This window comes from Acetobacter sp. JWB, assembly GCF_003323795.1.
Lineage (GTDB): Bacteria > Pseudomonadota > Alphaproteobacteria > Acetobacterales > Acetobacteraceae > Acetobacter > Acetobacter oryzifermentans.
Genome location: NZ_CP030871.1, coordinates 485242 through 511400, shown reverse-complemented (window position 1 = coordinate 511400; position 26159 = coordinate 485242). Strand labels below are relative to the sequence as shown.

The window sequence follows — 26159 nt, the reverse complement described above, 5'->3', positions numbered from 1 at the left end:
TTCCTGATGGTTCTTATCTTTCCTTTAGCCGTGATGACGATAGATTGCGCCGCATGTCAACGCAAACATTCAGTTCCCTTCAGGCCGCTCCGGCCTCCTCTGCCATGGCAGATCATCATGCTGCACAAAATGCCCCTGCTGTGGGCACGCGCGGCACGGCAGACCGTGTGCGCCACGTATTGCTGTTTGAGCTTATTGCACTGGCCATTGTTATCCCCACCGGCAGCACGCTGTTTGGGCTACACGAATCCTCTATGGGGATGATCGGCATAGGCAGCGCCATAACCGCTACAATATGGAACTATCTTTACAACGTGGTTTTTGACCGGGTGATGGCGCGGCTTTATGCCACCACCCACAAAACCGTGGGCGTGCGTGTTGTGCATACGCTGCTGTTTGAAGCCGGGTTGCAGGTTGTGCTGCTGCCCGCCATTGCCTGGTACCTACATGAAAGTGTGCTCACGGCGTTTTCGCTCAGCATGTCTATTGCCGTGTTTTATCTGGTTTACGCTTTTGTGTTTAACATGGTGTATGATCGGATATTCCCTGTTCCGGCAGATCACCCCGCAACCGGCAAGGCCAACGGGTAAAAAATCCCTTTACAGAGCTGAAGATACCCTACCCTCCCCATTGCAAAACGCCATAATTACGTAAGAAAAACCTACTGGCTTTGCATTGGGAGAGAGTAGGAAAGATAACTCAACCGGCGTTTTTCCAAACGATCCAACGCGATACTATCCAGAATAAGCCCACAAACGAGGGAAAGAGCCGACAGAAGCTCGAACCCTGTTGCCAAAAGCGCTGTTGGCAAGCGTGGCACATAACCGGTTTTAATAAATTCCAGCACGACCGGGATACCCAGCGTCATGCCCAACATAAAAAAGAGAAGAGAAAAAACACCAAAAAACAGCAAAGGCCGTTCGCACCGCACAAGGCTGATTATTGTAAATAATATACGCACACCATCGCGATATGTATTGAGTTTGGAAGTGGAGCCTTCCGGGCGCTCAATATAAGCTGTTTCCACTTCCCCTACAGGCATACACAATTTAAGAGCGTGTACCGTAAACTCGGTTTCGGTTTCAAACCCGCTTGAAAGGGCGGGAAAGGATTTTACAAACCGATTGGAAAAAACACGGTACCCGGACAGCATATCCTTAACGCCCTGCCCGAACATAATCCGCACCAGATTTGTAAGCACCCTATTACCCAGAATGTGCCCGAAGCGATAAGCCGCCTGTCTGTCTGAAACACGTAACCCCGTTACCATATCCAGAGATTGATCATAGGCAAGTTGCACCATCTGGGATGCAGCCGCAGCTTCATACGTGGCGTCACCATCTACCAGCACATAAAAATCGGCATTGATATCAGCAAACATTCTGCGGATAACATTGCCTTTGCCCTGCCGCCGTTCCTGACGGACAACAGCACCGTGCTGCCGCGCTATGGCGACAGTGTTATCCTTTGAATTGTTATCGTAAACGTAAATCCGGGCATCTGGGAGAGCAGCCTGAAATTCGCTGATAACCTGCCCGATCGTGACTTCCTCATTATAACAGGGGATAAGCACAGCAACGCGCAGTTTTTGACCCTGAGCTTCTGATTGGAAAAAAAAATCTGACTGCACAGACATTTATATCAAAACCCTCAAGACCAATCATACACATGCAGTGCTATATAGCATGTAAAGAGTATGCAAAGGCGTCATGTTTTTGCATAATTTCATAACCAAGACAAATATCAGGCTTCTGCTGCCGTTTTACGCGGTTTGCAGGCCATCATACCCACCACTGCGCTGCCCACCAGACCTACTGTAAAAAGTATAAAAATAAGCCGTACATGCTGCGGAGCATAGTCATACGCAATATCAAAATGCCCGGTGCCCAAACGGATGCTTTGCTGTACCTGATCTGCCGCCGGAACCAACTGCACTGGTCTGCCATTTACAACCGCAGTCCAGCCTTCGTCATAAAATTCGTTACGGAAAAGATTTCCCGGTTTGTCACACTCCGCATGGACGTGCGTGTAGTCTTTAAAAGTAACAACACAATTATCTGCATGATAATAAGGCGTTGTGCCCGAAAGATCCTCAATAACAACATGGCCGTTATTAAGGAGTTGCCGGGTATTGGAGCTTCTGGGCAGATCAATATCCAATGTCAGTAACGGCATCGGCTTACCGCCCTCTCCCGGCCACAGGGCTATCGCTGCTGGTTGGGCTGGTGCATCGCTCCAAATGGAATATGTCAGTTGGGTTTGGTTTGCTTCAATCGTAAGTGGGGTAGACAAGTTCAACCATGTAACAAGGTTATCGGCAGCATATTCAAGCTTTCCATCAGCTATAGTGCAGTTTTCTTTGCTGCATAATTTGATATGCCACACACCTTTTGCAGCCCCATTGTATGTTCCCAAACCTGTACCAACACGCCGTAACGTTGCGCCCGCAAGTTCAGGATGAGAAAAAACACCCGAAACCGGAGTGCCACCAAGGTTTTGATAACTGTTGGCCTGTGCAGGAATGCGCGTGCCGATCCGATCATGCCAGAATTGCAGATTTGCCGGATACATGATGACCCCGGTATTATGTTGCTGCAACCAGGCAAGCCCATCCTGAAAAGACACAGAAGGCGCCTGCCACCCTGCATAAGTCAGACCTTCGGTATCTCCGCTACAAAACTTTCCCAACCCAATGGAAAAGAACGCTGTATGATCATAATGAGGGCATACGTGCTGATCCATCTGCGCGGCAAAACGCTCTGGCAAAGGCAGAAAATTGTAGTTTATGGTGGGAATACCAAAAAACGCACCATAATTGGGCGGAAACACGCCAAAACTTACAAGACGTTTTTGCGTGGTGAGCTGTTTGAGCAAGGATAGAGCATCTGTATCCACCGGTGCCGGACGCACGCCTGTTAAGGTGGGTATAAAAAACAACACTGCTGCATTTACGACAAGTGCTGCAACCACAGTATGTTTACGCTTACCAAGTAATGAAACACTTAATACCGTAAGCACAAGGGTTGCCCATAGCAGAGATAAACCCAGATACCATTTGTACCCAGGGTGATTATAAAAATCCATAATATGTGGGCGCGCTTTAAAAAGGCATATAACGCTGCCCACAAGGGTGCCAGCCAAAGCAAACTTTATGGATTTACGGCCCGAATGTTGGTTTGATGTATTCAAATCATCAAGCAGCATGCAAGACAGTAACGTAAGAGCAAACCACCATCCCGGTGCAATATAGACGTAAAACATTGTCTGCTTGATACCGGGAATAACGTCTATAAGACGGCTGACAGGTATAAACCCTACAGCTTTTAACCCCGAAAGAAGCAAATAGCCCCCCAGCACAAAGCGTAACCCACGGAAAGAAGTCCCGCGTGAAAAAGCCATGAACAATCCTGCACAGCCCGCAAAAATCAGCGCAATGTCACAATATCCTCCGGTGTGCCACCAAACATCAACGGCTACGGAACCTCCTCCGGCAGAAAGTGCATATAATGGTGGGCCAAAAAGATACGGAAACAGGGTTTGCGCAGGGTTTGCCGCCAACATATGCGCATCATGATAATTGGTGTTCTGGCCCAGAAAACCAATGCGCAACAGGCTAAGAAAAGGCACAACCGCAGGAGCACTTAAAAACAGCCCCAGTATGCCGCCAACCCCAATAGGCAACGCACCTTGCAACCATTTGCCACGCAAAGTGCATACCCGCCATATTGCAATGCATAGTACTAGCAGGCCGCTCATAAACGCTGTTTCGGGAAAACCGGCGTAAAGAGAACCCGTAATGGCCAGTGCTGTTATAAAACAGCCGCCAAGCCGGGTTTTAAGGTCTGGCTGACAACTTCGCCACACACCCCATGCCAGCAGCGGCAGAAAGGGGAGCGGCATAATGGGCCCATGCGCAAACCAAGCAAGTGTTCCGCTCAGTTCAATCAATATGGCACCCGTAAGAGCCGTAAGCCGGGAAAGGCGCATTTCATACAAAAAACCCAGCATGAACAGGCCGGACATAATCTGCATTGCAATTTTTAAATAAAGAACACCGTTTGCAAAGATCAGCAGGAGAACAAACGGGAAAAACAATGCAGAATTTTGCATTTCTGCCGCAAGAGGCAACCCCATGCCAGAAAAACGCTCCCACCATGGGATATGGCCAGACAACCATTGCCGCGCGGCTTCATGCCCAAGCGCTTGCGTTGTTGCGCCTGCATTTGGATCAACCCAGCCAGGGCTTCCATCCAGAATTGCGGAATGCTCTCCTCCGAAATTCAGGTAAATCTGTAACGGATCTGAAGATAAGATGTTCAACAGACCCAGAAAATGAATAAAGATCGGAATTGCGATAATGATTGCAATGGAATAGCTGGCACGAATATTCATGAATATACCTGGTTTTTATAAATTATAGAAAATTACAAATCATGCGTTTTCATGCAAATGGTGCATCTGCATGATATTCACCAATACCTGTAGGAAAGAGCCTGACACACAGCCGCATAACAGCAGACCATAAACGCCACAACAAAACAGTTTGCAAAAATATTTGCTATGACATCATGTTTTTTTGAATGCTGAATATCTTCAGACATTTCATACTGCTTCCACAAAAAGGGATAAAGTGTACCCAGCATAACAATGGGCAAAAAATATCTTCCCTGCACGCCATCAACAATATTTTTTCCTACAGGTGTCCATGTCACATACAATGCCATAAAGATACCTGCGACCGCAGCCAACATGATCAGCACCAAACCGCACACTCGCACGGCTGCTTTCTCTCGGGTTTTCAGAGACCTCATGCACAAAAAAGGGAGAGCAAAAGTGCAGCCCAGCAAAATAGTGGCAAATCTGTACATTCCAGAAGAAAGCGGCAAATCCAGCCAGCCAAGCACGCCAATAGCCTGATTAACCAGATAGTTCCCGTATGTTTCCAAACTGTTAAAAATACTTTCTACCAGCAGAATGGGGTGCTCGCGTATGAAAGAAAGCTGCCCAGCCGCAGAAGCGCCTTGCGGTGCAAGTTCTGTCAGAACCGGGCGGATTCCACATTCAACCCAGATAGAAAAAACACCCACACTCATGGCACATGATGTGATAACATATTTAACATTGTCCCTGTTCATAAAGAGGACAGGCACACATGCCATAACAAGATAAGGTGCTTTGGCGGCGGCCACGCATCCAAAAGCCATCCCCCCCAAACAGGCCAGAATGTATTTTTGCCAAACAGCGCTTTGCCGTAATCCATTCAACGTGCATGCAATACCCAGCGCCGCAAGTGCCAGCACCATGCCATCCTGCGAACAGGAACTCATAAGGCTTATGCTCATGGGCAGCGCCAAAATAACCAGCAGAAAAATGCCTGTCTGTGGCATCAAATAAAGTGCCAGCACACTTACTGCCATATCTGCAAGCAGATTACCTACACGGGCAAGGTAAAACGTACCCAGCAAACTTGAATGTAAAAAGCGTGCCCACCACACCCCTCCTACGGCCCCTATATAGGAGGTAGGCGGATAAATAACGGTGTTGGACAACCCAACAGAAACCTTGTTGCCAGACCAAGGCACGGCCATGGCCTGAGCTAGCATTTCCGGTGTGACCTTGCTTTGATGTGAAAGAGCCAGCTTATCAAAAATACCCTCAAGCACGGGCACGGACTGCGAAAGCATGGTGCCGCTTGCTAGACGAGAATATTTGACGCCAACCAGCTCATTATCCGCAATTTCCAAAACCCGCATAAAATGGGCGGGCTCATCCGCCACCTGAAAAGGCGGCGTTAAAATAACGCAAAACATTCCAGTAATCAGTGCAAAAAAAACATAAAAACAGCGCAGCACTTTACGACTTGTAAATATTTCAACGAGATAGGTGCCATTTGCCTCCAAAAAATTTTTAATCACAAATAAACATCCCCAATGAAAACTTCAAAAATATAGTCTGCCCACCCTATATCATTTTGTAGATTCTATTTCGATCATGTTCTCTTACATACTGTTGGGCGCACCATCTGGCCGCCTCCTGCATTAAAACAAGGCAAACAACAGAGCTGAGCTTCCTAAATTTTAGCCTATGGACGCATTTTCCTCTCGAAGAGTTGCAACTCTTTTGCAAAAAAGAATTGCGATTCATTCTTACTTGTGATGAAGTCTCTCCAGAATCGATCAACCACCACAAAGGTGCTGCGTATGGTTGTCTGCTCTTGCAATCGTCTCACTCACAAAGACGTTGAAGCCGCTGTGGCAGACGGGGCAACCCGCCCGCGTGACATTTATGCCGCGCGCAACTGCAAGGCTCAGTGCGGGAACTGCGTAAAAGGCGTTGTCTGCCTGCTGCGTGAGGCCCGGCTAAAACACATGAAAAAAGCCGAAGTTCCAGCCCACATGGTGCCTGCTGCTGCTGGCGTGGCGCTATCTGCCTAAGCGCGGGGCTGCTGCTTTATGTTGTGCTTGCGCCCCGGTTTGGGTTCTGGCACCGCTTAAAGAATGAAACACCGTATTCTGGTTATGGGTGCTGGCGCATGGGGTACTGCGCTGGCCCTACATATGGCCCGCACTGGGGCACAGGTTTATTTATGGGCGCGTAACCCCGCCCGCTTGCCCTCTGGCGCTATGCCGCGTTTGCCAGATTTTCCGTTACCAGATTCCATCACCGTTTCCTCTGCGCCGCCCCCGGCAGATGTGGCGTGTGCGCTTATGGTTATTCCCACCCAGCATATGGCCTCTGTTCTGCCATTGGTGCCTGTAGGCGTGCCTGCTGTGCTATGCTGCAAAGGCATAGAACGCAGCACACTGGCTTTTCCGCTGGATGTGCTGCATCGGTTGCGGCCAGATGTGCCGGGGGCTGTGCTTTCTGGCCCCAATTTTGCGCGTGAGGTTGCAGCCAATTTACCTGCGGCATCTGTTGTGGCCTCGGCCAATATGGAGCTGGCGCGTAAATTGGTGGATCTGCTCTCTACCCCGCGCCTGCGCCTGTATGCCAGCGCAGATATTACCGGCGTGCAGCTTGGCGGCGCGGCTAAAAACGTTATTGCCGTGGCCGCAGGCATTACCATTGGCGCTGGGTTGGGAGAAAACGCCCGCGCGGCCCTGATAACCCGTGGATTGGCAGAAATAACCCGCCTTGGCGTAGCCTTGGGGGCACAACCCGCCACACTGGCTGGCCTTGCCGGGTTGGGAGACCTATTGCTGACCTGCACGGGCGAGGCATCGCGCAATTATCAGATGGGCTTGGCTTTGGGCCGAGGGAATGCGGCCCAAAGCGCGTTGGCCACCCTGCCCGGCGTGGCGGAGGGGGTAACCACAGCAGATGCCCTGCTGGCATTGGCCCACCACCACAAGGTAGATGTGCCCATTACCGCCTGCATTGCCGCTTTTCTGGAAGGCAAGATCACGCTGCCACAAGCGCAGGAACAGCTTTTAACCCGACCCCTGCGCACGGAACTTGATACCCCTTAAACGCGTTGCTTCCTGACATTCACATGAATGTGAGAATTGTGATCTTTCCATGTCAGGCCTTGCATCATGCCTATATGGCACCACGTGTAAAAGCAGCACTTGGCAGGCACCACTGGTGGTGTTGCCAAAAAGTGAAAACAGGAGGTTCGTTCAAACCATGAGCACAGCCACAGCAAAAGAAGCCCATATCAAGGAATATCTTGGCACGCCAACAGACCTGAAGGCCGATAAGGTAAAGGCCGTAGCAGGTGGTTTGTCCGAAGTTCTGGCCGATGTGTTTGCCCTGTATATTAAAACCAAGAACTTTCATTGGCATATGAGCGGCCGCCACTTTCGGGATTACCACCTGCTTTTGGATGAACAAAGCCAGCAGATTTTTGCCATGACAGACCCCATGGCCGAACGCGCCCGCAAGATTGGCGGCACCACGCTGCATTCTGTGGGAGAAATTGCCCGCAAAACCAAGATTTCTGATAACGATGCCCTCTACGTAACACCCGAAGACATGCTCTCAGAACTGCGGGAAGATAACCTTACACTCACCAAACGCCTGCGCGCTGTGCATGCTATTGCATCCGATGCCGGGGATGTGGCCACAACCAGCCTGATTGAAAACTGGATTGATGAAACCGAACGCCGCACGTGGTTCCTGTTTGAAAGCACGCGCCCGGTTTTTGGGCATAACGAATAAATATGAACGCAAGCATCTAAAAGTTTTCAAAAAGATCTTTCTGAAAAGCGGCCCATATTTGGGCCGCTTTTTATACTGTACAATATTAGAAACAAATAAATGGCATAACATTTATTAATTTTGTAAATTAATATCATATAATTCATTGTTATATCTGTGCTTTTTATAAAAGCATTCCTGCATCACAGAATTTGCATATCGAATATTCAGATGAATATGAAATATAAATTATTAAAAATCATGCTTATTCGAAGTAAATATTTTTCTATTTCCTGTTTTGATAATATTTTCATAACTTTGTTGTTTAGAGAATATTAATGTATTTTTGAAAGAATATTAAATATTTCTTATCCAAATTGTGGATTTGAAGCCAACTGCATATTCAAGGCTCAAGAACATGGCAGATGATGTAACAACCGTTTCCACCAATACAAGTTGGACAAACTACAACGGCGGCGGCACGCAATCCACTGATACCCCACCAGATAACGCGACAGCCGGTTTGGGCACAGGCCCAACGCTGAACGTAACCAATGGTGCGTTGCTTAAAATTGCGGGCTACCTCAACCTCAATGCGGCAACCATTAATATTACAGATGGCGCCACTGTTTCTGTTGTGCCTGGTTTCCTCGGGGCAGGTGGAGATATCACCAACGCGGCTGGGGGCACCATTAATATTGATGGCGGCACACTTACCGTAAGCAATCAATTCAACGGTAATCAGGCCGTTTACAATATTACCAACGGCACATTATCCGTTGGTAATGATTTTAACGGCAACCAGGCTGTTTACAATATTTACAAAGGTGGCGTGCTAGGGCCTGTTAGATCTTGAATTTCTTCCCATATTGTAGGGATGGAAGAAGGAGACAGAACAGGCACCTTTACGGACGAGACATGGGCGATCTGGGAACCTCTGATTGAGGAGGTTCGCCCGAGGGGCAAGACGCCGCCACATGATCTGCGGCGGACGATAGCAGCGATTTTCTGGCGTCATGAGAATGGCGCGAAATGGCGGAGTATCCCCGCTGAACTGGGTCCGTGGTGGCGGGCTGCGCAGCTTTTCATCCGCTGGGCGAAGCTCGGCGTATGGGAGCGGCTGCTCGCACTGGTTCAGGAACAACAGGGAGTGGCATTCGGAATGACTTTTCTGGATGGCACAAACATCAGGGCTCACCACAAAGCGGCGGGAGCCCAAAAAAAGGGGCCTCTTTCGAAGAGCGAGACCATCGTGAAGCACTTGGCCGCTCTCGCGGTGGCTATGGCACAAAAGTCTGCGTGATCGCTGATGGACATGGAAAAGCCTTCGGTTTTGCGCTGGCCCCTGGACAGGCTCATGAACTGCCTCTGGCACCAGCCATGCTCGACAGCCTTCCCGCCACTCCCCTGTGGGTAGTAGCGGACAAGGGCTACGCGTCGAACGCCATGCGTGAACGGATATGGGACATGGGAGCACGGCCAGCCATTCCTGCGAAACGACGCGATGGCCCGGTCGCCTGCCCCAAATGGGCCTATCGGTGTCGGCATCTCGTTGAGAACCTCTGGGCTCGCCTCAAGGAGTGGCGCGCTGTCGCAACCAGATATGAAAAAACAGCAACGTCGTTCCTCGCGGTCATCCACATCGCCTGCCGCAGCAGACTGGATCAAGCCCTAACAGGCCCTAGATGCAGGCACCAATTATTCCAACATCAATGCTGGACGCTTTAATATTGAAGGCGGCACGGTTATATTCTCTGGCATTGCCAATATTGATGGCGGCAACAAGATTGATTTCCACAATATCCCCGGTGGGCAACTTGTTATTGGCAGCACATCTTTAAGCGATCTTTCAGGAGATTCCCTGAATGTCGAAAACTTTGTGTATGGAGACCAGATCAAGATTGCCTCCAGCACATCTTATAGTAATGATGTGCTGTCCACTGCCGTAAGTGGGGATGATCTGCTTATCCAGTCCACCGTTGATGGTAAAACCACCACGGTTGTAACCATTAAAGGGTATGCAACATCTTCCGCCGCCAATGTAGAACCCGCCCCCACCGTAACCTACAGCGATGGCTACATTCTGTTTGGTGAACAGAGTGATACAGGCGCATGTTTTCTGGCAGGCAGCATGGTGCGCACCCCGCAGGGTGATGTGGCAGTGGAAGACATTCAGGCAGGTACAGATATTTTTGTATATGACTGGAAAAACAACACAGAAACCACACAGCAGGTTATCTGGGCTGGGCAGGCCTTTACTGTTGTAACCCCCAGCCTGCCGGATGATGAAGCCGGATACCCCGTACGCATTCTAAAAAATGCTTTGGCAGATGGCTTACCTAACAAGGATATGCTGGTAACGGCAGAACATTGCCTGTTCTTTAACGGGCAGTTTGTGCCTGCGCGTATGCTGGTAAATGGCGCTTCCATTTTTTACGATAAATCCATCACGTCTTATCCATATTACCATATAGAAACAGCAGACCATGCCGTAATCTCGGTAGATGGTGTGCTCACAGAAAGCTATCTGGATACAGGCAATCGCCGTAGCTTCCGCCAAAATGGCACGGTTGTGCAGTTACACAGCAAAACGCGCACATGGGCAGAAGATGCCGCCGCCCCATTATGTGTGAATGTTGATTTTGTAAAACCGCTTTTTGATAAATTCAAAAATCGCGCAAGCCATGTAGCAGGCAGCCAGACACCAACCTCACCCGCCACCTTAACAGCAGACCCCAACCTGCACCTTGTTACGCAAACAGGGGCTGTTATCCGGCCAGTACGCTGTGCCAACCAGCATTACAGCTTTATACTGCCGCCGGGCACGCAGTCTGTTCAGATTGTTTCCCGCGCAAGCCGCCCGGCTGATGTGGTCGGGCCTTTTGTGGATGATCGGCGCCTGTTGGGTGTTGCTGTGGCTGATATTCAACTTGTAACAGCCCGTAAGCGTGCAACCCCCATTACAGCGCACCTTCAGCCTCACAAACCGGCTGGCTGGCATAATATGGGGTGGACCGAATGTGCATGGACAAACGGCAACGCCACCCTGCCGCTAGATACACAAACAGACCGTAACGAAATTGCCATGCTGTCCATTACCCTACAGGCAACGGGTGTTTACCCGCTTGTAGAAGACGTGCAGCCAAACGCACGGATACGTTCTGCCTGATAGGTTCTCAAACCTTTCAGCTATCATAAAAGAGGCCCTGCTTTTACAAACAGGGCCTCTTTTTATTTTGTAATCTTTCTAGAACTGCACAGTTGGAAGAGGTGTTTTCTGTGCCACCCACATATCAGGCGGGATTTAAAAAATGCTCTGCCTGCATGATATAATAGGGTTTTGGCTAAACACGTTATTCCCCTTTACTGTTCAGCCCTTTTTCCTGCCGGTAGCGGTCATAATACTCACCAGCCATGCGGCGCAGGGCGGCCCCAATGGCAGCGTATTGATACTCGTTCAGGTTGGCCAGCGAGGCACGGGCCGAAGGGCGTTTTACAGCAAAACCATCACCCGGCAGCAGCACAACGCCTGTTTCCTCTGCAATACGGAACAGGATTGTCTGATAATCCATACGTGTCATCAACCAACGGGCAAAGCGGGTGCCGTAAAGCTGTGTCACCACATTTACCAAATCTATCAGCGTGTAATAATGCGTGCTGCCAGCATCATCCGGGGCTTTTACGCCCAGATCTCGATACAAGGCCAGTTCGCGCCGGTGCAGCAAACGCTTAAGGGCGTTTTTATACGCATCCCGCCCATCTATTAACGCAAACAGGGCAAACAGCACCATTTGCACCTGCTGCGGGGTAGAAAGCCCTGCTGTATGGTTAAGGGCCACGGTGCGGCTATCTGCCACCAGCCTATCCAAAAACTTCAGGCCGCGCACATCTGGCGTAAGAGAGGCATAGCGTTTATCCAGCTCAACCTTTTCGGCTTCTGGCAGCGCCGCCAGTGCCTCATCCAGCACGTTTTGTTCGTGCATGGCAATCACACCCAGACGCCAACCCGTAGAACCGAAATATTTGGAGAAGGAATACACCAAAATAGTATTATGCGGGCAGATGGCATAAATAGAGCGAAAATCATCTGCAAACGTGCCGTACACATCATCTGTTACGATAATGAGGTCTGGCCGTTTTTTAACAATCTCGGCAATGCGGGCCAGCCCTTCATCACTTATCCGCACAGATGGGGGATTGCTGGGGTTAACCACCAGAAAGATCTTAACGGATGGATCAAGCAGCTTATCCAGCTCTTCATCCGGGTATTGCCAGCCTTGTTCCGGGCAGGCGTTAATGGCCACTTCCTGCAACTGGTAATCACGCAGTTCGGGAATTTCTACATACGGAGTAAACACCGGCATGCCGATAGCCGCTTTATCACCCGGATTGATCAGCCCGTTTTCACGTAGCGATGCAAAAATATAGCTAATGGCCGCCGTGCCACCTTCCAGCGCAAACAGGTTTGTTGTGCTTTCTGGCATGGTGCCGCCTGCCATTTCGTGCAGCAGGTAATGGCGTACCACTTTTTCCGTATAACGCAGCATGCGCGGCGGTGTGGGGTAATCACAGCCTAAAATACCGGATGTAATTTCCAGCAAAAATTCATCTGCGGGCAGGCCAAGCTGGTCGCGCACATAAGATACGGCACGGCGCAAAAAGGAAATACCCGGCACGTTCTGGTTATCTGCCAAAAATGCCTCAAACCGTGCCTCTATGCCCTCACGCCGGGGCACACCGCCTACGCCTTCTGCCATGTAGGAAAAGGTTAAAGCAGAATCTGCCGCGGCAAACATGCCAAGCTGGAAAAACCCTTGCCGGGGCAATGTTGCCAGAAAATTGGGGTTGCCACGCCCGGCATCCAACATGGCGCGCTGGGCACGACCAGAGGCCAGCTTTATAAGCTCATCTTTCAGTTCAAATGGGCTGAGATGACGAAATTTTTGATACGCATCTGGCGTGGTAGACATGCGGGGTTTCCTTCCTGCGGAACTTCTTGCCATCATCAGCTTGCATGTCCTGTTCTATTATGACCAGTGGGAAAGTGTAAAAAAACAGCGGTTTGGCCCCTTGCGTAAGGTGCAATTACACTTCCTCGTTCGGGGGGAGAGGTGCGGAAAGACGGCTGGCTACAGCCAGAAGCACCGCCGTAATGGGGGAGGCAAAAATAAAACCCCACATACCCAAAAACGCACCAAAAATTGTTTGCGAAAGAATGGTGAGCGCAGGCGGCATCCGCACCGCACGTTTTTGAATGAAGGGAGACATCACATACCCTTCAAACGTCTGGATAGCAGCATACAGGCCCGCCACCATCATGGCCTCACGCGGGCCAACGGAAAGCGCAATCAGCAACGCAGGCACGGCCCCAATAAACGTGCCCAGATACGGCACAAAATTGGCCAGCCCCGCCACCAACCCCAAAGGCAGCGCCAGCGGCATGCCCAGTAGGGAAAGGCCGCTCCATGTCAGCATGCCTACAACCGTCATATCCAGCATCTGGCCCGCCACCCAAGCGGTTAGGGCGTGGCCGGTTGTAAGCAACACAGTGCGCATGGTGCTGCGGTAGGCTACAGGCGTTATGCGCAAAATGCCGTTGGCATACAGGTGGGGTGAAAGCGCAAAATACACCCCGGCAATAATAATCACCACCATGGTGCCAACCGAACCAAAGGTGGATGTCAGCACGTTAGTCATGGAGCCAGCAAAATCCATGCCACCTTCTGAGCCTGCACGCCCATCTGGCACCATGTTGCCACCCAAAAAGCGCGGGAAGTGGTCCAGCACCGCATGGCCCAGCGGGTTGCTGTCCAGCATGTTGTGCAGGGCATCACGCTCGCTGGTAAGGGCTTCATGCAGGTGCGAAAGCTGCACTGTCAGTTCCGGGCCGGACACATGCACCACAAGGGAAAGCGCGCCCACAAGCACCAGCACAAACAGCATAACAGAAAGCCACTGCGGAATATGCAACAGGCGGGAGATAATGCGGGCCGCAGCATGCAGCACCACCGCCACAAGAGCAGAGGCAAACACCACCATCACCACCGCGCCGCCAGAGCTTACAAACAGCCCGGCCGCCGTAACCGTTACCACCATAACGGCCAGCCGGTAAAAGCGGCGCACCGTGTTTTCCAGCTTGTGAACAGATGCTTCCAGCCCCGCAAGCTGCGGTGCCTCAGGCGCATGGGCCATAGAAGCGGCTGGCGTTGGAGCGTGAGGGGGTGGGGCGCTGCTATCTGGCGGTTGCACGGCGTGTTTTCTCCTGCCTGCGGGGCGGAAGAACACAGGGCGCACTGCACCCTCTGCCAACCACCGGCATTTGTGCCGTTGTGCTGCAAAATGGCACCGTCCACACCCTTTTTTCTTGCAACGCAGGCTAAACGTGGCGGGCCACCCTGCCTGTTTTGCCTGTTAACGTGCCAGACATGCAAAAGGGCCACCCCACCGGGCAGCCCTTATGACAATGAGGCATATTTTTAAAAACGATGCCTTATTTTTTGCGCGTGGCAGCAGAGGGCGGTACACCCAGCCAGCTTTCCATAACGGCCACGTTGCGCATGTTGGCCTTAAAGGCAATGTCCAGCAGATCACCCGCCACAGGCACCACATCCACGGCGGCTTCTATGGCAATATTGCTTATCATACGCAGCAGCAGTTTGGGGGGCAGGCCCATGCGCCATGCCTCCCACACCACATAAAAGGAAAGCAGGCCCATAACCGTGCTGCCACCGCCGGGCACCAGCCCCACAATGGCATCTGCTCCTACCCTTACGCGGGTGCCGGGCAGCCTAATGGCGGCATCCAGCAACCACGCAAAACGGCGCGCCCGTTTAAGGCGGCGCAATGCATCCGCAGAGGGCTGCCCGTGTGCAGACTGCCCACTTTGGAAAGAGGAAAACCCGGTATGAGCCAGAGCATGTGTTGTCATGCTCCCTTACGTAAGCAGCAGGCATGCTGCTTTCAAGAGGCCCAGCCGCTTGTATGATCCATAGCGGTGGCGCCTCCAGCAGAAGTTGCCCGTTGCGGATCTGGCCTAAAATCCAGCGCCAGACCATTCATGCAATAACGTTGGCCGGTGGGGGGTGGGCCATCAGGAAAAACATGGCCCAAATGCCCTTCGCACTGTGCGCAATGGGCCTCTGTGCGCACCATGCCGTGGCTGGTATCTTTGTGCGTGGCAACGGCGTGGGGTTCTGCCGCCCAAAAGGAAGGCCAGCCACTACCACTTTCATACTTGGTGTGAGAGCGGAACAGCAGCGCCCCACAGGCCGCGCAATGATACGCCCCCTCGCGCTTTTCATGATTCAGTGGGCTGGAACCGGGATACTCCGTTCCGTGGCCAAACAGAATCTGCTCCTGCTCTGGGGTAAGCGGGCCACGCGGGCCGCACCCACCGGCACCGCAGCTGCCTGACAAAGAATCTGACATGGCTAATCGCCTTTCCTGCCGTGTTTACAGTTGCATGTTACGGCACCAACAACGTGCATGGCTATAGTTTGGCACCTTCACACTCTAGCGACTGCCAAAGACAACGCCGCCACAAAATACAGCCTACCCCATTGCATGTACACATCTATACCGGCACCACATGGCGTATGGTTAATGCACCCTCCCCCGCCCCTGTTCTGGTTTTGCTACGAGATGATTACCGCGTGGCTGATAACCCAGCCCTGCACGCGGCCTGCGCAACGGGGCAGCCCGTGCTGTGCGCCTATGTGCAGGATGCCGCCTTGCAGGATGCCCCCACCACCCGCATTGCAGGTTGGGCGCAAGCCGCGTGTGCGCAACTGGCCACCAGTTTGCATAAACAGGGGCAGACTTTGTTAATGTTATCCGGCCCAACGCGGCTTTCTGTTCCCGCATTGGCGCAGGCCATAAATGCTACAGATGTGTTCTGGAACCGTCGGTATGATGCGCCGGGCATTGCGGCGGATACGGATGTGCATGCAAGCCTGAAAAAACAGGGGGTGACAGTACACTCATGCACCGGCCGTTTGTTGTTTGAACCCTGGGCCATACGCACGCAGGCGGGCCAGCCATACCGTGTGTTTACCGCATGGTGGCGCGCCGCGCGGGATTTGCCAGAACCGCCGCCTCCACTGCCAGCACCAGATATGCACGGTAAAAGTTATGTGCCTGCTCGCGCCCTCAATTTGCCAGAAGGCGTGCGCCTTGCCCGCGTTGGCACGCAAATGCCCCCCGCCCTGCCCGGCTGGACAAGCGGAGAACAATGCGCCCACACCAACCTGCACCGGTTTATAGAAAACGCGCTAGAAGATTATGAAACACAGCGAGACAGAACCGATGCCACACATGGAACATCTCTGCTTTCACCTTATATTCGGGTGGGGCAGATTTCTGTGCGCCAGATCTGGCATGCCATCCGCCATGCTGCACACCTGCACCCACAACTGGCCACAGATGCCGAAAAGTTTTTGGCAGAACTAGGCTGGCGTGATTTTGCGTGGATGCAGATGTTCACCACACCAGACCTTGCCACCCGCAACCTGCGCGCTGAATTTAACCACATGCCGTGGCGCACGGATGCCACAGATCTGGCAGCATGGCAGCAGGGGCAAACGGGGTTTCCGCTGGTAGATGCCGGTATGCGCCAACTGGCCCGCACGGGCTGGATGCACAACCGCGTGCGCATGGTTGTGGCCTCCTTTTTAACCAAACATCTGCTGACAGACTGGCAAAAAGGAGAACGCTGGTTTTATGCACACCTGTTGGATGCAGATGCCGCCGTAAACGCCATGAACTGGCAATGGGGCGCTGGCACAGGCATTGATGCGGCACCGTGGTTCCGTATTTTTAACCCGGTGGGGCAATCTGAAAAATATGATCCATTAGGCCAATATATTCGTACATGGGTGCCAGAACTGGCGGCGCTGGATAACAAAACCATCCACACCCCTTGGAAAAGCGCGCAACGTTTAAATTACCCGCCCCCGATTGTAGACCTTAAGCTGGGCCGCCTACGTGCATTGGAGTGTTGGAAAAACCTGCCCAAATAGCACGCGATCATTATAAAACAGGCCCCACCCCGGTAGAGGTAGAGCCTGTTATTGCCCTTAACTTTTGAAATCAGGCAGAAAAAACCTGTGCTTTTTGGTCTGCCTCATGCAGCAGGTAAGGCCCGGCGGCACGAATGGTCATGGACAGAAGGCCCATTTTACCTTTGGTAAAATCACCCATAGGCAGCACGGCGTTGCCGTTTGTCCATGCGCAATCTGTCCAATCGGTATCATGCCAGCCTTCGGGCTTTTCCGCCTGAAGATGCGCTGTAATGGTATGCAAGTTTTTGGCTGTGATAAAATGCACATCCGCCACAGCTACGCCCATCTGGCGCCTATCATCCACAAACGGCCCGATAACATCAGCCGGGCGGCTGGCGCGGGAGACAATGCGCACAGACTGCGTATGAGCTGGCAGCATAAAGCTGTAACGCTGGCCATCCTGACGCACTGGCCGAATAATTGCCCCTGCCTGCGTAACCAGATGCAGGTTGGAATCTGTGACCATGACAGCCTGTTCTACTGGCACATGGCACCCAGTTACACTGTTTTCACGCGCTTCTAGCTTGTGGAACAGGGGTTCAACAAAAGCGCGATCCACACAAAGTGGAGCGCCGGCATCTTTTGTCCAGTTCCGCACAGCGCCGCGCAGGGTTGCCACCTTGCCTTCCTGACGGAAAGACGCACGGTTGCCCGTATCCAGATAGCTTTCTGTGAGCATACCATCGGCAGTGATAACCGAATGCTGTGCTGTTTCTACATGATAGTAATCATAGGAGAGAATAGACTTATCGTAAAAAATGGATACACCATTTACCAACATCCGCACTGGCACAAACTTGCCATCAAAGAACAAGCAATGTTCTGCGGTAATCAGCATATCCTTGTAGGGCACGCCATCTGCAATGGCATCTTTAAGAATACGCACCGGGTAGCCTGCCTCATCATCCGGCAGACCTGCGCGCACCACGGCATGCGCCTTGCCAACCCATACAACCGGACGCGTGATGTCTTTGTTGTTTTTCCAATCGAACGTAACAACCTGATCACCAATCTGGATATCTTCCACCGCAACATCCCCTTCGGAAGTGCGGATCATGCTGCCAGCAAGAAAGCAAACAATTTTATCAGCGGTAAGGTAGGTTTTGCCGTTAACTGTTTTAACAGTGAATGTAGAACCTTCATCTGCTTCAGGTAGCTGAAAAGATGACGTACCTGAAATAGGCTGCCCATTATCCGTAAGTGTATAAACACCATTCACATACGTATAGTTATCGGCTGTCATACCATCCAGAATAATGGTATCACCAGAAGAAATATTTGTAATGTATTCAATAATACTTGGCGTTGTTCCGGCGGCAACTTCAATTGTGCCTCCGTCCCCACCAAACTGAATCAAGCCGGAAGTTGTTGTGGCATAGCCCCCCAGAATAAGCGTGCCACCATTGCCAACCACAACGGTGGAACCTGTTGCAATTTTATCTGAGTTATCAAGCGTTAATGATGCACCATCTGAAACGGTAACTGTTGCAGTGCTACCGGACGCTTCCCCAACATTCCAGCTAGTTGCTGTAACAACAGCATTATTAGTTATAGAAATAGTGCCTGTAGTTGATGCATTCGCATCAGAAACCAGAATGCCCGGCGCAACATACTGCGTTCCAGTAATATTTCCAGATTCATTAATGCTGATAACGCCGTTGCTATCTGGCCCGATAACCGACTGACTTCCGTTAGTCGGCTTAAAAATAATCGACTCAGCCATTTGTTGTACCCTTTTATGTGGTTTTGCCTGCGCCGATTACGCTTTGTTTGGAAAATATCATCCACTACCATATGGGGCGTGTTTGAAAAAAAATAATTATACCAAATGGTATATTGCGTTTGTATCGCATTAACTTATTGTGCGCGTGCCGTTGAGGGCAACCGTGTACTCTTCGAGTAAGTATTACTCAAAAATGGATATTCACAGACATGCTTTCAGAAATAATAAAAAATATATACGCAACTATTGACAATAGAAGTCTATGGAAAAAATCACTCGCCACTATTGCAGAATACTGTAACGGCAGCAATGAAGGTGGGGCAGCACTGGTTCCTTTAGACCCGGATTGTGTTCAATGGCGTTATGGAAGCAGCAAAAACGAAGAATCTGACTTACTTTATTACTCTCAATGGAGCGGAAAATCTCCGCTAAGATCATACAAACCCCAAAGTATGCCCGGAGATTTTTGTTATATAGACGATAGTTTTCTAACAGATAAGGAGCTTGATCACTCTCCATTTTATCAGGAATATCTCAAAGATTTTGGCGTCCGCAGGCTACAGAATTGCCTTTTTGAAAATTTTCGCGGTAAAAAATTTCTTTTATCCATACAAAACCCAATCGACGCCCCAGCCGATACCCTTTCAACATCCAAAAAAAAGCTGATTACGCTTATTCCCCATATTATACAGGCTATAAATATAGGGGATAACTTCTATTATAACAAAAACACAAAAGATTGCTTTCAATGCCTTATCGACAATATGCCGTATGCTATTGCCATTTTTGATAAACAAAACAATATTTTATTTGCAAACCATAAGATGATAGATATGGAACAATATGGTATTTTTATTATAAACAATAGAATCAAAAACAAATATGAAGATTCTAAAATAAAAATAGAAAAATTGTTAAACTCTACTGAAAAAGATACATATGTTACGTTCTCAACAAAATCACAGAAAAAATTTATTGCGAAAATCGGCTTTTTCAACAACATTAAAAAAAACAATCAGGATATTTCTCTTCTTTTCCCAAAATTCCTTATTATTCATGATTGCCATATCAATAAGAATACAGAAAAAATACTTAAAAACTTCTTTCTTTCTCCTGCACAATCCAAAATTTCTTGCATGATTGCCAATGGGCTTCCTGTAAAGGAGATAGCTAAAACGCTTAATATTACCGAAGGCACAGCCAGACAAACTATTAAGGAGGCTTTTACTCGTCTGGATATTAACAGTCAGGTCAAGCTTGCTTCCTTCATAAAGGACATAGATTGTTTGCCATAATTATAGCCGCATAACATCAAACCCCTACCCGTTAAAAGCAGCGTGATTCTGTTCTGGAACAGCGCCACAAACCCATACATAGCCAAACCGGACAGGCAGATATGGTGCCTGATAATTTCATCTCACGCCAAGGCGGCCCTTTTCTCCAGTTCCCACGCAAGAAATCATGCGCCTAAGCTGTTGATCTTTCATGGTAGCAAAACTACGCTGGCACTGTTTCTTCTTCCAAAATAGTTTTTAGCGTCGCCCTATCATGCCAAAACCCTTACGCCAGATATGACATTTGCTGATCTGCTGGTCATGCTGGCGTACCTTACAGCCCTGCCCCTTCTGGCGCTGGGGCTTGCTGGCCGCCAAACCTCCGCCACAGCATACCTTGAAGGGCATGGTGATCTGCCGTGGTGGGCACTCTGCCTTTCCCTTGTAGCAACAGAAACCTCTACCCTTACGCTTATCAGCGTGCCCGGCATTGCCTATGGCAGCGGCATGGTTTTTGTGGGGTTGGCCCTTGGGTATCTGATAGGCCGCGCCATTGTGGCCTGGAAGTTTCTGCCCCTTTATCAATCAGGCAAAATGCTCAGCGCGTATGATTGGCTGGGCCAGCGCTTTGGGGCTTCCATGCAGCGTATGGCGTCCTCTACATTTTTAATCACACGCTTGCTGGCGGAAGCTGTGCGTCTGTTTGCAGGCATGTTGCCTCTGGCGGCTATGTTGGATGCCGCACATATGGGCCTGCCCCATGCTGCATTGCTGGGCGGTATTATGCTGGTTACGCTGTTTTATACGCTGTGCGGTGGCCTGCGCGCTGTTGTATGGTCAGACAGTATTCAGTTCGGGCTGTATCTGTTTGGCTCTGCCGCCTGCCTTGCCCTGCTGTGGCAGGTAACCCCTCCGGGTGTGCTGCATACACTATATGCTGCGGGTCGGTTTGATTTGTTTGTGAACCATACGCCACCTTTCACCAGTTCCTTTACGCCACTGGCGGCTCTTTTGGGCGGCACGGTGCTTTCTGTAGCCTCGCACGGAACAGATCAGCTTATGGTACAGCGCGTATTGGCGGCCCGCTGCCTGCGTGATGCACGGCTGGCCCTTATGGGCAGCGCTGTGGGAGTGGGCCTTTTGTTTGCGCTGCTTTCTGGCGTGGGCGTGCTGCTATGGGTGCATCATGGTGGGGCCACCTTGCATCAGGCTGGATTTGCCACGCCAGATGCCATTTTTCCCGCCTATATCGCGCAGGAACTGCCCTCCGGCTTACGGGGGCTGATGCTGGCTGGTGTGCTGGCAGCCACTATGGGGTCTCTCTCCGCCACGCTTTCCGCCATGACAGCCGCCACAATGGGAGATTTTGCAGCCCCCTGCGCATGGGCGGCCCGCAAACTTGGCCTTTCCGGCCTTGGGTTTGCACGGGTTGTTACCTTGTTCTGGGCTGTGGCATTGGTGGTGTGCGCGGGCATGTTTGCACAGGGCAGCCAATCTGCCGTGCTGGTTGGGCTTTCCATTGCCGCATGTGGGTATGGCCCCATGCTGGCCAGCTTTATAGCGGGCATGGCATGGCCGGGCCTAAAGGCGCGCATATTGGCCCCCGCCTTTGGCCTGAGCATACCGCTTATGGTGCTGGCCATGATGTATCTGCACCCCCACGGCAAACCGCTGGCTTTTGTCTGGCTGATTGTGCTGGGCATGATCACACTGTTTGGGCTGGTCGGCCTGCGCTATGTGATACAAAAGAAAATACGCCATTAGTTTTATACAAAGGGTTCCAGTTATGCTCCAGCCTGCCTCTGTTCCGCTTGCCCATACAGAAACGCTGGATGCCCGCTACACAGATCTGGACATATGGCCTACAGGCACGGTGCTGGAAGCCTTGCTGGAAAGCCAGCTTGGGGCCGTTGCCGCTGTAAAATCCGCCCTGCCGCAACTGGAAGCCGCCATTACAGCCGCCGTACCGCGGTTAGAGGCCGGAGGTCGCCTGTTTTACGTGGGCGCAGGCACATCGGGCCGTATTGGGTTGCAAGATGGGGTAGAGCTTATTCCCACCTATGGTTGGCCTGCTGAGCGGCTGGTGCTCATGCTGGCAGGCGGTGATGCCGCGCTATTTAACCCCGTTGAAGGGGCAGAAGATGATGAAGCCGAAGCCCGCCGCGCCATAAATGCCCATGCCCCCACCGCGCAGGATGTTGTTATTGGCGTGGCGGCCAGCGGTGGCACGCCTTATACCTGCGCTGCGCTGGAAACTGCCAAGGGTGCAGGCAGCCTGTGCATTGGTATGTCATGCAGCCCAAACACACGCCTTTTGAATACTGAATACCCGGTGCTGATCCAAACCGGGCCAGAAGTGGTGGCAGGCTCCACCCGTATGAAGGCCGGTACGGCGCAAAAAGTAACCCTTAATCTGCTGTCCACCACGTTAATGATCCGCTTGGGCCATACATGGCGCGGGCAGATGGTAGATATGCGCATTGTTAACGCCAAGCTGGTGCGGCGCGCACACCGCATGTTGCGCCATCTTACGGGCTGCACACAAGCGCAGGCAGAAGATGCCCTGCAACACGCCAACGGCAGTATCAAGCTGGCTGTGCTACTGCGCCACGGGTTGGATGTTCCGCAGGCCCGGCAGCTTTTAACGTTGTGTGGCGGGCATTTGCGCAAGGCTCTGGCGCGTATTGCGGCAAAAACCCCCGCAGAGGCCTCTGCCTAATGGCCGCCCACCCCACCATTCTGGCGCTGGATGGCGGCGGCACCCATACGCGTGCGGTGGTAATAGCACCAGATGCCACCGTAATGGCGCAGGCTACTGGCCCCGGTTGCAACCCGTTTGATAGGCCAGAATGGGCCGAAAACCTGCGCCACCTTCTGGCACAAATGCCACGCACCACTTTGCAATCTGCCGTGCTGGGCATGGCAGGGTATGATGCCGCACGCCCTTCCTCCGCCCAGCAGGAACAGGTGGCCCGCGCAGCCCTTGGCCCCAATGTGCGGCTGTGGTTAGAAAATGATGTGGAAACCGCACACCGCGCCGCCTTTGCGGGCCAAGCGGGGGTGTTTGTGTTGGCGGGTACCGGGTCTGTCGCCATGGCGGTGGGGGCAAACGGGCAAACAGCACGCGCTGGTGGCTGGGGCTGGCTTTTGGGGGATGAAGGCGGCGGTTACTGGATAGGCCGCAAAGCGCTAGGCTATGCCACGCGGTATCTAGATGATCCTTCCGTGCCTTTTGCCGCTTTTGCGCAAGCGTTGCTCCTTAGCCTGAACCTGCCCACCACAGGCCCCACCGCACCAGACGCCCTGCGAGAATGGCTGCGCACCCGCACGCACCCGCGTTCCGCCGTGGGCGATGTAGCCGCAACCGTACACACATTAGCTCAGAACAAAGAAACATACGCCATAGCCCTACTGCGTGCCGCTGGCGGACATCTGGCAGAACTGGCCCACGCAACGGCCAAACAGGTAAGCAACCTGCCGCCTTCTCCTCTGCCTTTGGCGTGGAGCTACGGCGGCAGCGTGATGCACAACCCCGTTGTGCTGCAAACCGTCACATCCCTGTTGGGCACAAAACCGCACCCCGCTACACTGCCCCCTATTGGTGGTGCGGTATTAAAAGCAGCAGAACTGGCCGGATGGCATAGTGATGCCACATGGATCTGCCAACTTGCCCGCAATCTCACACACGGAAAGGCGATTGCATGATAAAGGGGTTTTCCATCCGCACTGGCTTACGTGTTCTGGCCGCCGGGTGCGCCGTAGGTGTGCTGGCAGGTTTTGGCGCAAACCTTGCCCCTGCCAGAGCAGATACTGCGCAGCCCGCGGTGTTTAACGCACCGCAACCACCGGTTATCATGCCCGCACCCAGTACGCTGCAAACGGATGGATCTGCTTTTGCCTTGCCTGCCCAATGGCAGGTTATCTGGCAAAGCCCCCCTACCCCGCTTTTAACCCGCGCCATGCAACGTTTTGCAAACCGCATGAGCGTAGTGGCCGGGCAAGAGGTTTATGTAGAAAATGCAAAAAAGGGAAAAGACCAAAACACTTTTCCCATCCACATTCAGTATGCGCGTGAGGCCAGTTTTCCCGCCCCCACCATGCGGGAGGATTATACGCTGGATGTGGGGCCAGATAGCATAACCCTAACGGCGCAAGGCCCTGCTGGTGTGCTGCATGGTTTGGCCAGCATTGTGCAGCTTGTACGGCGTGAGGCCACAGGCCCGGTTATGGCGCAGGCGCATATTCAGGATAGCCCACGCTTTGCATGGCGCGGGCTGATGCTGGATGTAAGCCGCCACTTTATGTCCATCCCCACCGTTGAGCGGCAGCTTGATGCCATGGAAATGGTAAAATTGAATGTACTGCACCTGCATCTTTCAGATGGCGCGGCATTTCGGGTAGAAAGCAGGCATTACCCGCGCCTGCAAAAAATCAGCAGCCACGGGCAATATTACACGCAGGCCGAAATCCGTAATCTGGTGCAATATGCAGCAGAAAGAGGCATTCGCATTGTGCCGGAATTTGATACGCCGGGCCACAGCTTTGCCATGCTGCTGGCCTACCCACAATACGCCTCTGTCCTACCCATGAACACAACAGACCGTGCCGAGATCAACCGCGCGGCGCTAGACCCCACAAACCCCGCCACCTACAGTTTTGTGCGTGGGCTGTATGCTGAAATGTCCGCCCTGTTTCCAGATCCCGTATTCCATATTGGTGGGGATGAGGTGGTGGCCAAACAATGGACACTGACACCCCGCATTGCGCGCTACATGCAGGCGCATCATTTTGCCACACCGGCTGATTTGCAAGCCAGTTTTACAAACCGCGTGGCGCAAATGCTCAAAGCCGATGGCAAAATCGTTATGGGGTGGGATGAGGTTCTGGCGGCCAATGTGCCGCCCCACACCATTATAGAAAGCTGGCGCGGCCCAGCCAACACAGTAAAAGCCGCAGAGGCAGGCCTGCCCGTGGTGGTGTCTGGCCCATATTATCTGGATAGGCTGCTGCCTGCCTCCGCCTATTATGAGACAGACCCGCTAGACACCCGCAAGGATGCCGCAGAGGCACAGGCCGCAGCCCAAACAACTGGCCCCGGCGGCACCATTGCCACCCCCACAGACACCAAACCCGATGCCCCCGTACCCCCATTAACAAAGCAGCAAAAAACCCTGATACTGGGGGCCGAAGGCGCATTGTGGACAGAAGTGGTGGATGAAGACATGCTGGATGCCCGCCTATGGCCCCGCATGGCCGCCGTGGCGGAGCGGTTTTGGTCTACTCCACAAAACTGCGTGCCTCAAACCCTGTATGGCAGGCTGGCGATGACTCAGGATAAACTGGATCTTATGGGCCTGAAAAGCCGCGAAGATGCCGATGCCCTGCTAGACCGCCTTGCCGCGGGTGAAACACAAGCCCCGCGTGTGCTGCTAAGTGCTGTTTCCCCCGTACGCAATTACGCCCATAACCACAAATTTTTACAAATCCGCCATAAGCAAACGGCCACGGAACAGGATTTAAATACCCCATCAGACATTGCCAGCCCAGATAGCTTTGAGGCTGAAAGGTTTAATGCCGAGGCTGCTGCCTTTGTAAACGGCAAGGTGGAACTCAAGCCAGAGCTGGAACGGCAACTCACCATCTGGGCGGATAATGATGCCGCGTTTCATCAGGTTGCAGCCCGCCATGCTGCGCTTACACCCGCACTAGCGGCATCTACCCGGTTGGCCGCCCTTGCCCGTGCCGGGCTGGCGGCACTGGGTACAGAGCGCACACCCGGATGGCGTGAACAGGCGCGGGAAACATTGGATGCAGCGCGCAAGGACATTGCAGCTTCATCCTCCATCCATGTTGTCACCAATACACCCCAACCTGCGGGAGATTTAATCCAGCGTATTGTACCGGGTGTGGAAGCCTTGGTAACGCGCGAAGGTGGATTAACCCTGCCCTAAGAACGCATTTTTA

At 52.1% G+C, this 26159-nt stretch carries 20 protein-coding genes and 1 pseudogene; 13 read left to right on the top strand and 8 right to left on the bottom strand.

Annotation, left to right across the window (positions count from 1 at the left end):
• Nucleotides 1-53: 53 nt before the first annotated feature.
• Nucleotides 54-590 carry a PACE efflux transporter gene (locus DS739_RS02385; protein WP_035351053.1) on the top strand — a complete coding sequence of 179 codons (537 nt, stop codon included), beginning with the start codon at nucleotides 54-56 and terminating at the stop codon, nucleotides 588-590.
• Nucleotides 591-661: 71 nt separating this feature from the next.
• Here DS739_RS02385 and DS739_RS02380 read toward each other — a convergent pair whose 3' ends face one another.
• The 3 genes from DS739_RS02380 to DS739_RS02370 all read right to left on the bottom strand — a co-directional run bounded on the left by DS739_RS02380 (nucleotide 662) and on the right by DS739_RS02370 (nucleotide 5810).
• Nucleotides 662-1636, bottom strand: a complete 975-nt coding sequence (locus DS739_RS02380; RefSeq protein WP_006117002.1) for a glycosyltransferase family 2 protein — start codon at nucleotides 1634-1636, stop codon at nucleotides 662-664.
• Nucleotides 1637-1743: 107 nt separating this feature from the next.
• Entirely contained in the window at nucleotides 1744-4392 is a 2649-nt protein-coding gene (locus DS739_RS02375) for a hypothetical protein (RefSeq protein ID WP_006117001.1), read from the bottom strand.
• A gap of 77 nt (nucleotides 4393-4469) precedes the next feature.
• A complete protein-coding gene (locus DS739_RS02370) occupies nucleotides 4470-5810 on the bottom strand; it encodes a DUF2142 domain-containing protein (protein WP_139018872.1) in 1341 nt (446 codons plus the stop codon).
• A gap of 390 nt (nucleotides 5811-6200) precedes the next feature.
• On the opposite strand from DS739_RS02370, the gene DS739_RS02365 reads away from it, so the two are divergent.
• The 6 genes and pseudogenes from DS739_RS02365 to DS739_RS02340 all read left to right on the top strand — a co-directional run bounded on the left by DS739_RS02365 (nucleotide 6201) and on the right by DS739_RS02340 (nucleotide 11308).
• Nucleotides 6201-6434 carry a bacterioferritin-associated ferredoxin gene (locus tag DS739_RS02365; RefSeq protein ID WP_035351111.1) on the top strand — a complete coding sequence of 78 codons (234 nt, stop codon included), beginning with the start codon at nucleotides 6201-6203 and terminating at the stop codon, nucleotides 6432-6434.
• 63 nt (nucleotides 6435-6497) lie between these two features.
• Nucleotides 6498-7469 (top strand): NAD(P)H-dependent glycerol-3-phosphate dehydrogenase, encoded by a 972-nt coding sequence (locus DS739_RS02360; protein WP_035351049.1) that lies wholly within the window; start codon nucleotides 6498-6500, stop codon nucleotides 7467-7469.
• Nucleotides 7470-7626: 157 nt separating this feature from the next.
• Nucleotides 7627-8160 carry a Dps family protein gene (locus DS739_RS02355; protein ID WP_019089540.1) on the top strand — a complete coding sequence of 178 codons (534 nt, stop codon included), beginning with the start codon at nucleotides 7627-7629 and terminating at the stop codon, nucleotides 8158-8160.
• Nucleotides 8161-8557: 397 nt separating this feature from the next.
• Complete coding sequence (locus DS739_RS02350) at nucleotides 8558-8995, top strand: hypothetical protein (protein ID WP_006116996.1); 438 nt, start codon at nucleotides 8558-8560, stop codon at nucleotides 8993-8995.
• Nucleotides 8996-9016: 21 nt separating this feature from the next.
• Nucleotides 9017-9814: pseudogene (locus DS739_RS02345) on the top strand (IS5 family transposase).
• 204 nt (nucleotides 9815-10018) lie between these two features.
• Nucleotides 10019-11308 (top strand): Hint domain-containing protein, encoded by a 1290-nt coding sequence (locus DS739_RS02340; protein WP_006116995.1) that lies wholly within the window; start codon nucleotides 10019-10021, stop codon nucleotides 11306-11308.
• A gap of 184 nt (nucleotides 11309-11492) precedes the next feature.
• On the opposite strand, the gene DS739_RS02335 is transcribed toward DS739_RS02340, so the two are convergent.
• The 4 genes from DS739_RS02335 to msrB all read right to left on the bottom strand — a co-directional run bounded on the left by DS739_RS02335 (nucleotide 11493) and on the right by msrB (nucleotide 15567).
• Nucleotides 11493-13109, bottom strand: a complete 1617-nt coding sequence (locus DS739_RS02335) for a bifunctional aspartate transaminase/aspartate 4-decarboxylase (RefSeq protein ID WP_035351046.1) — start codon at nucleotides 13107-13109, stop codon at nucleotides 11493-11495.
• A gap of 115 nt (nucleotides 13110-13224) precedes the next feature.
• Nucleotides 13225-14433 carry an AI-2E family transporter gene (locus DS739_RS02330; RefSeq protein ID WP_170315333.1) on the bottom strand — a complete coding sequence of 403 codons (1209 nt, stop codon included), beginning with the start codon at nucleotides 14431-14433 and terminating at the stop codon, nucleotides 13225-13227.
• Nucleotides 14434-14629: 196 nt separating this feature from the next.
• Nucleotides 14630-15067: a DUF4112 domain-containing protein gene (locus tag DS739_RS02325; RefSeq protein WP_006116992.1), complete on the bottom strand. Its 438-nt coding sequence runs from the start codon at nucleotides 15065-15067 to the stop codon at nucleotides 14630-14632.
• Nucleotides 15068-15099: 32 nt separating this feature from the next.
• On the bottom strand, nucleotides 15100-15567 hold the full coding sequence (gene msrB / locus DS739_RS02320; RefSeq protein WP_006116991.1) for a peptide-methionine (R)-S-oxide reductase MsrB: 468 nt from the start codon (nucleotides 15565-15567) through the stop codon (nucleotides 15100-15102).
• A 167-nt stretch (nucleotides 15568-15734) separates the two neighbouring features.
• On the opposite strand from msrB, the gene DS739_RS02315 reads away from it, so the two are divergent.
• Nucleotides 15735-17156: a deoxyribodipyrimidine photo-lyase gene (locus DS739_RS02315; RefSeq protein WP_035351106.1), complete on the top strand. Its 1422-nt coding sequence runs from the start codon at nucleotides 15735-15737 to the stop codon at nucleotides 17154-17156.
• Nucleotides 17157-17226: 70 nt separating this feature from the next.
• On the opposite strand, the gene DS739_RS02310 is transcribed toward DS739_RS02315, so the two are convergent.
• A complete protein-coding gene (locus DS739_RS02310) occupies nucleotides 17227-18921 on the bottom strand; it encodes a Hint domain-containing protein (RefSeq protein ID WP_006116989.1) in 1695 nt (564 codons plus the stop codon).
• Between the two features lie 209 nt (nucleotides 18922-19130).
• Here DS739_RS02310 and DS739_RS02305 point away from each other — a divergent pair, with 209 nt between their 5' ends.
• The 5 genes from DS739_RS02305 (at nucleotide 19131) to DS739_RS02285 (ending at nucleotide 26146) form a co-directional block, all read left to right on the top strand.
• Nucleotides 19131-20216, top strand: a complete 1086-nt coding sequence (locus DS739_RS02305) for a helix-turn-helix transcriptional regulator (RefSeq protein ID WP_006116988.1) — start codon at nucleotides 19131-19133, stop codon at nucleotides 20214-20216.
• A 276-nt stretch (nucleotides 20217-20492) separates the two neighbouring features.
• Nucleotides 20493-21959: a sodium:solute symporter gene (locus DS739_RS02300; RefSeq protein WP_006116987.1), complete on the top strand. Its 1467-nt coding sequence runs from the start codon at nucleotides 20493-20495 to the stop codon at nucleotides 21957-21959.
• Between the two features lie 22 nt (nucleotides 21960-21981).
• Nucleotides 21982-22914, top strand: coding sequence for an N-acetylmuramic acid 6-phosphate etherase (locus DS739_RS02295; protein WP_006116986.1), 933 nt, complete (start codon nucleotides 21982-21984; stop codon nucleotides 22912-22914).
• Nucleotides 22914-23900 (top strand): N-acetylglucosamine kinase, encoded by a 987-nt coding sequence (locus DS739_RS02290; RefSeq protein ID WP_035351040.1) that lies wholly within the window; start codon nucleotides 22914-22916, stop codon nucleotides 23898-23900. Before DS739_RS02295 ends, DS739_RS02290 begins: the two co-directional genes overlap by 1 nt.
• Nucleotides 23897-26146: a beta-N-acetylhexosaminidase gene (locus DS739_RS02285; protein WP_035351037.1), complete on the top strand. Its 2250-nt coding sequence runs from the start codon at nucleotides 23897-23899 to the stop codon at nucleotides 26144-26146. Before DS739_RS02290 ends, DS739_RS02285 begins: the two co-directional genes overlap by 4 nt.
• The last annotated feature ends 13 nt before the right edge of the window (nucleotides 26147-26159 follow it).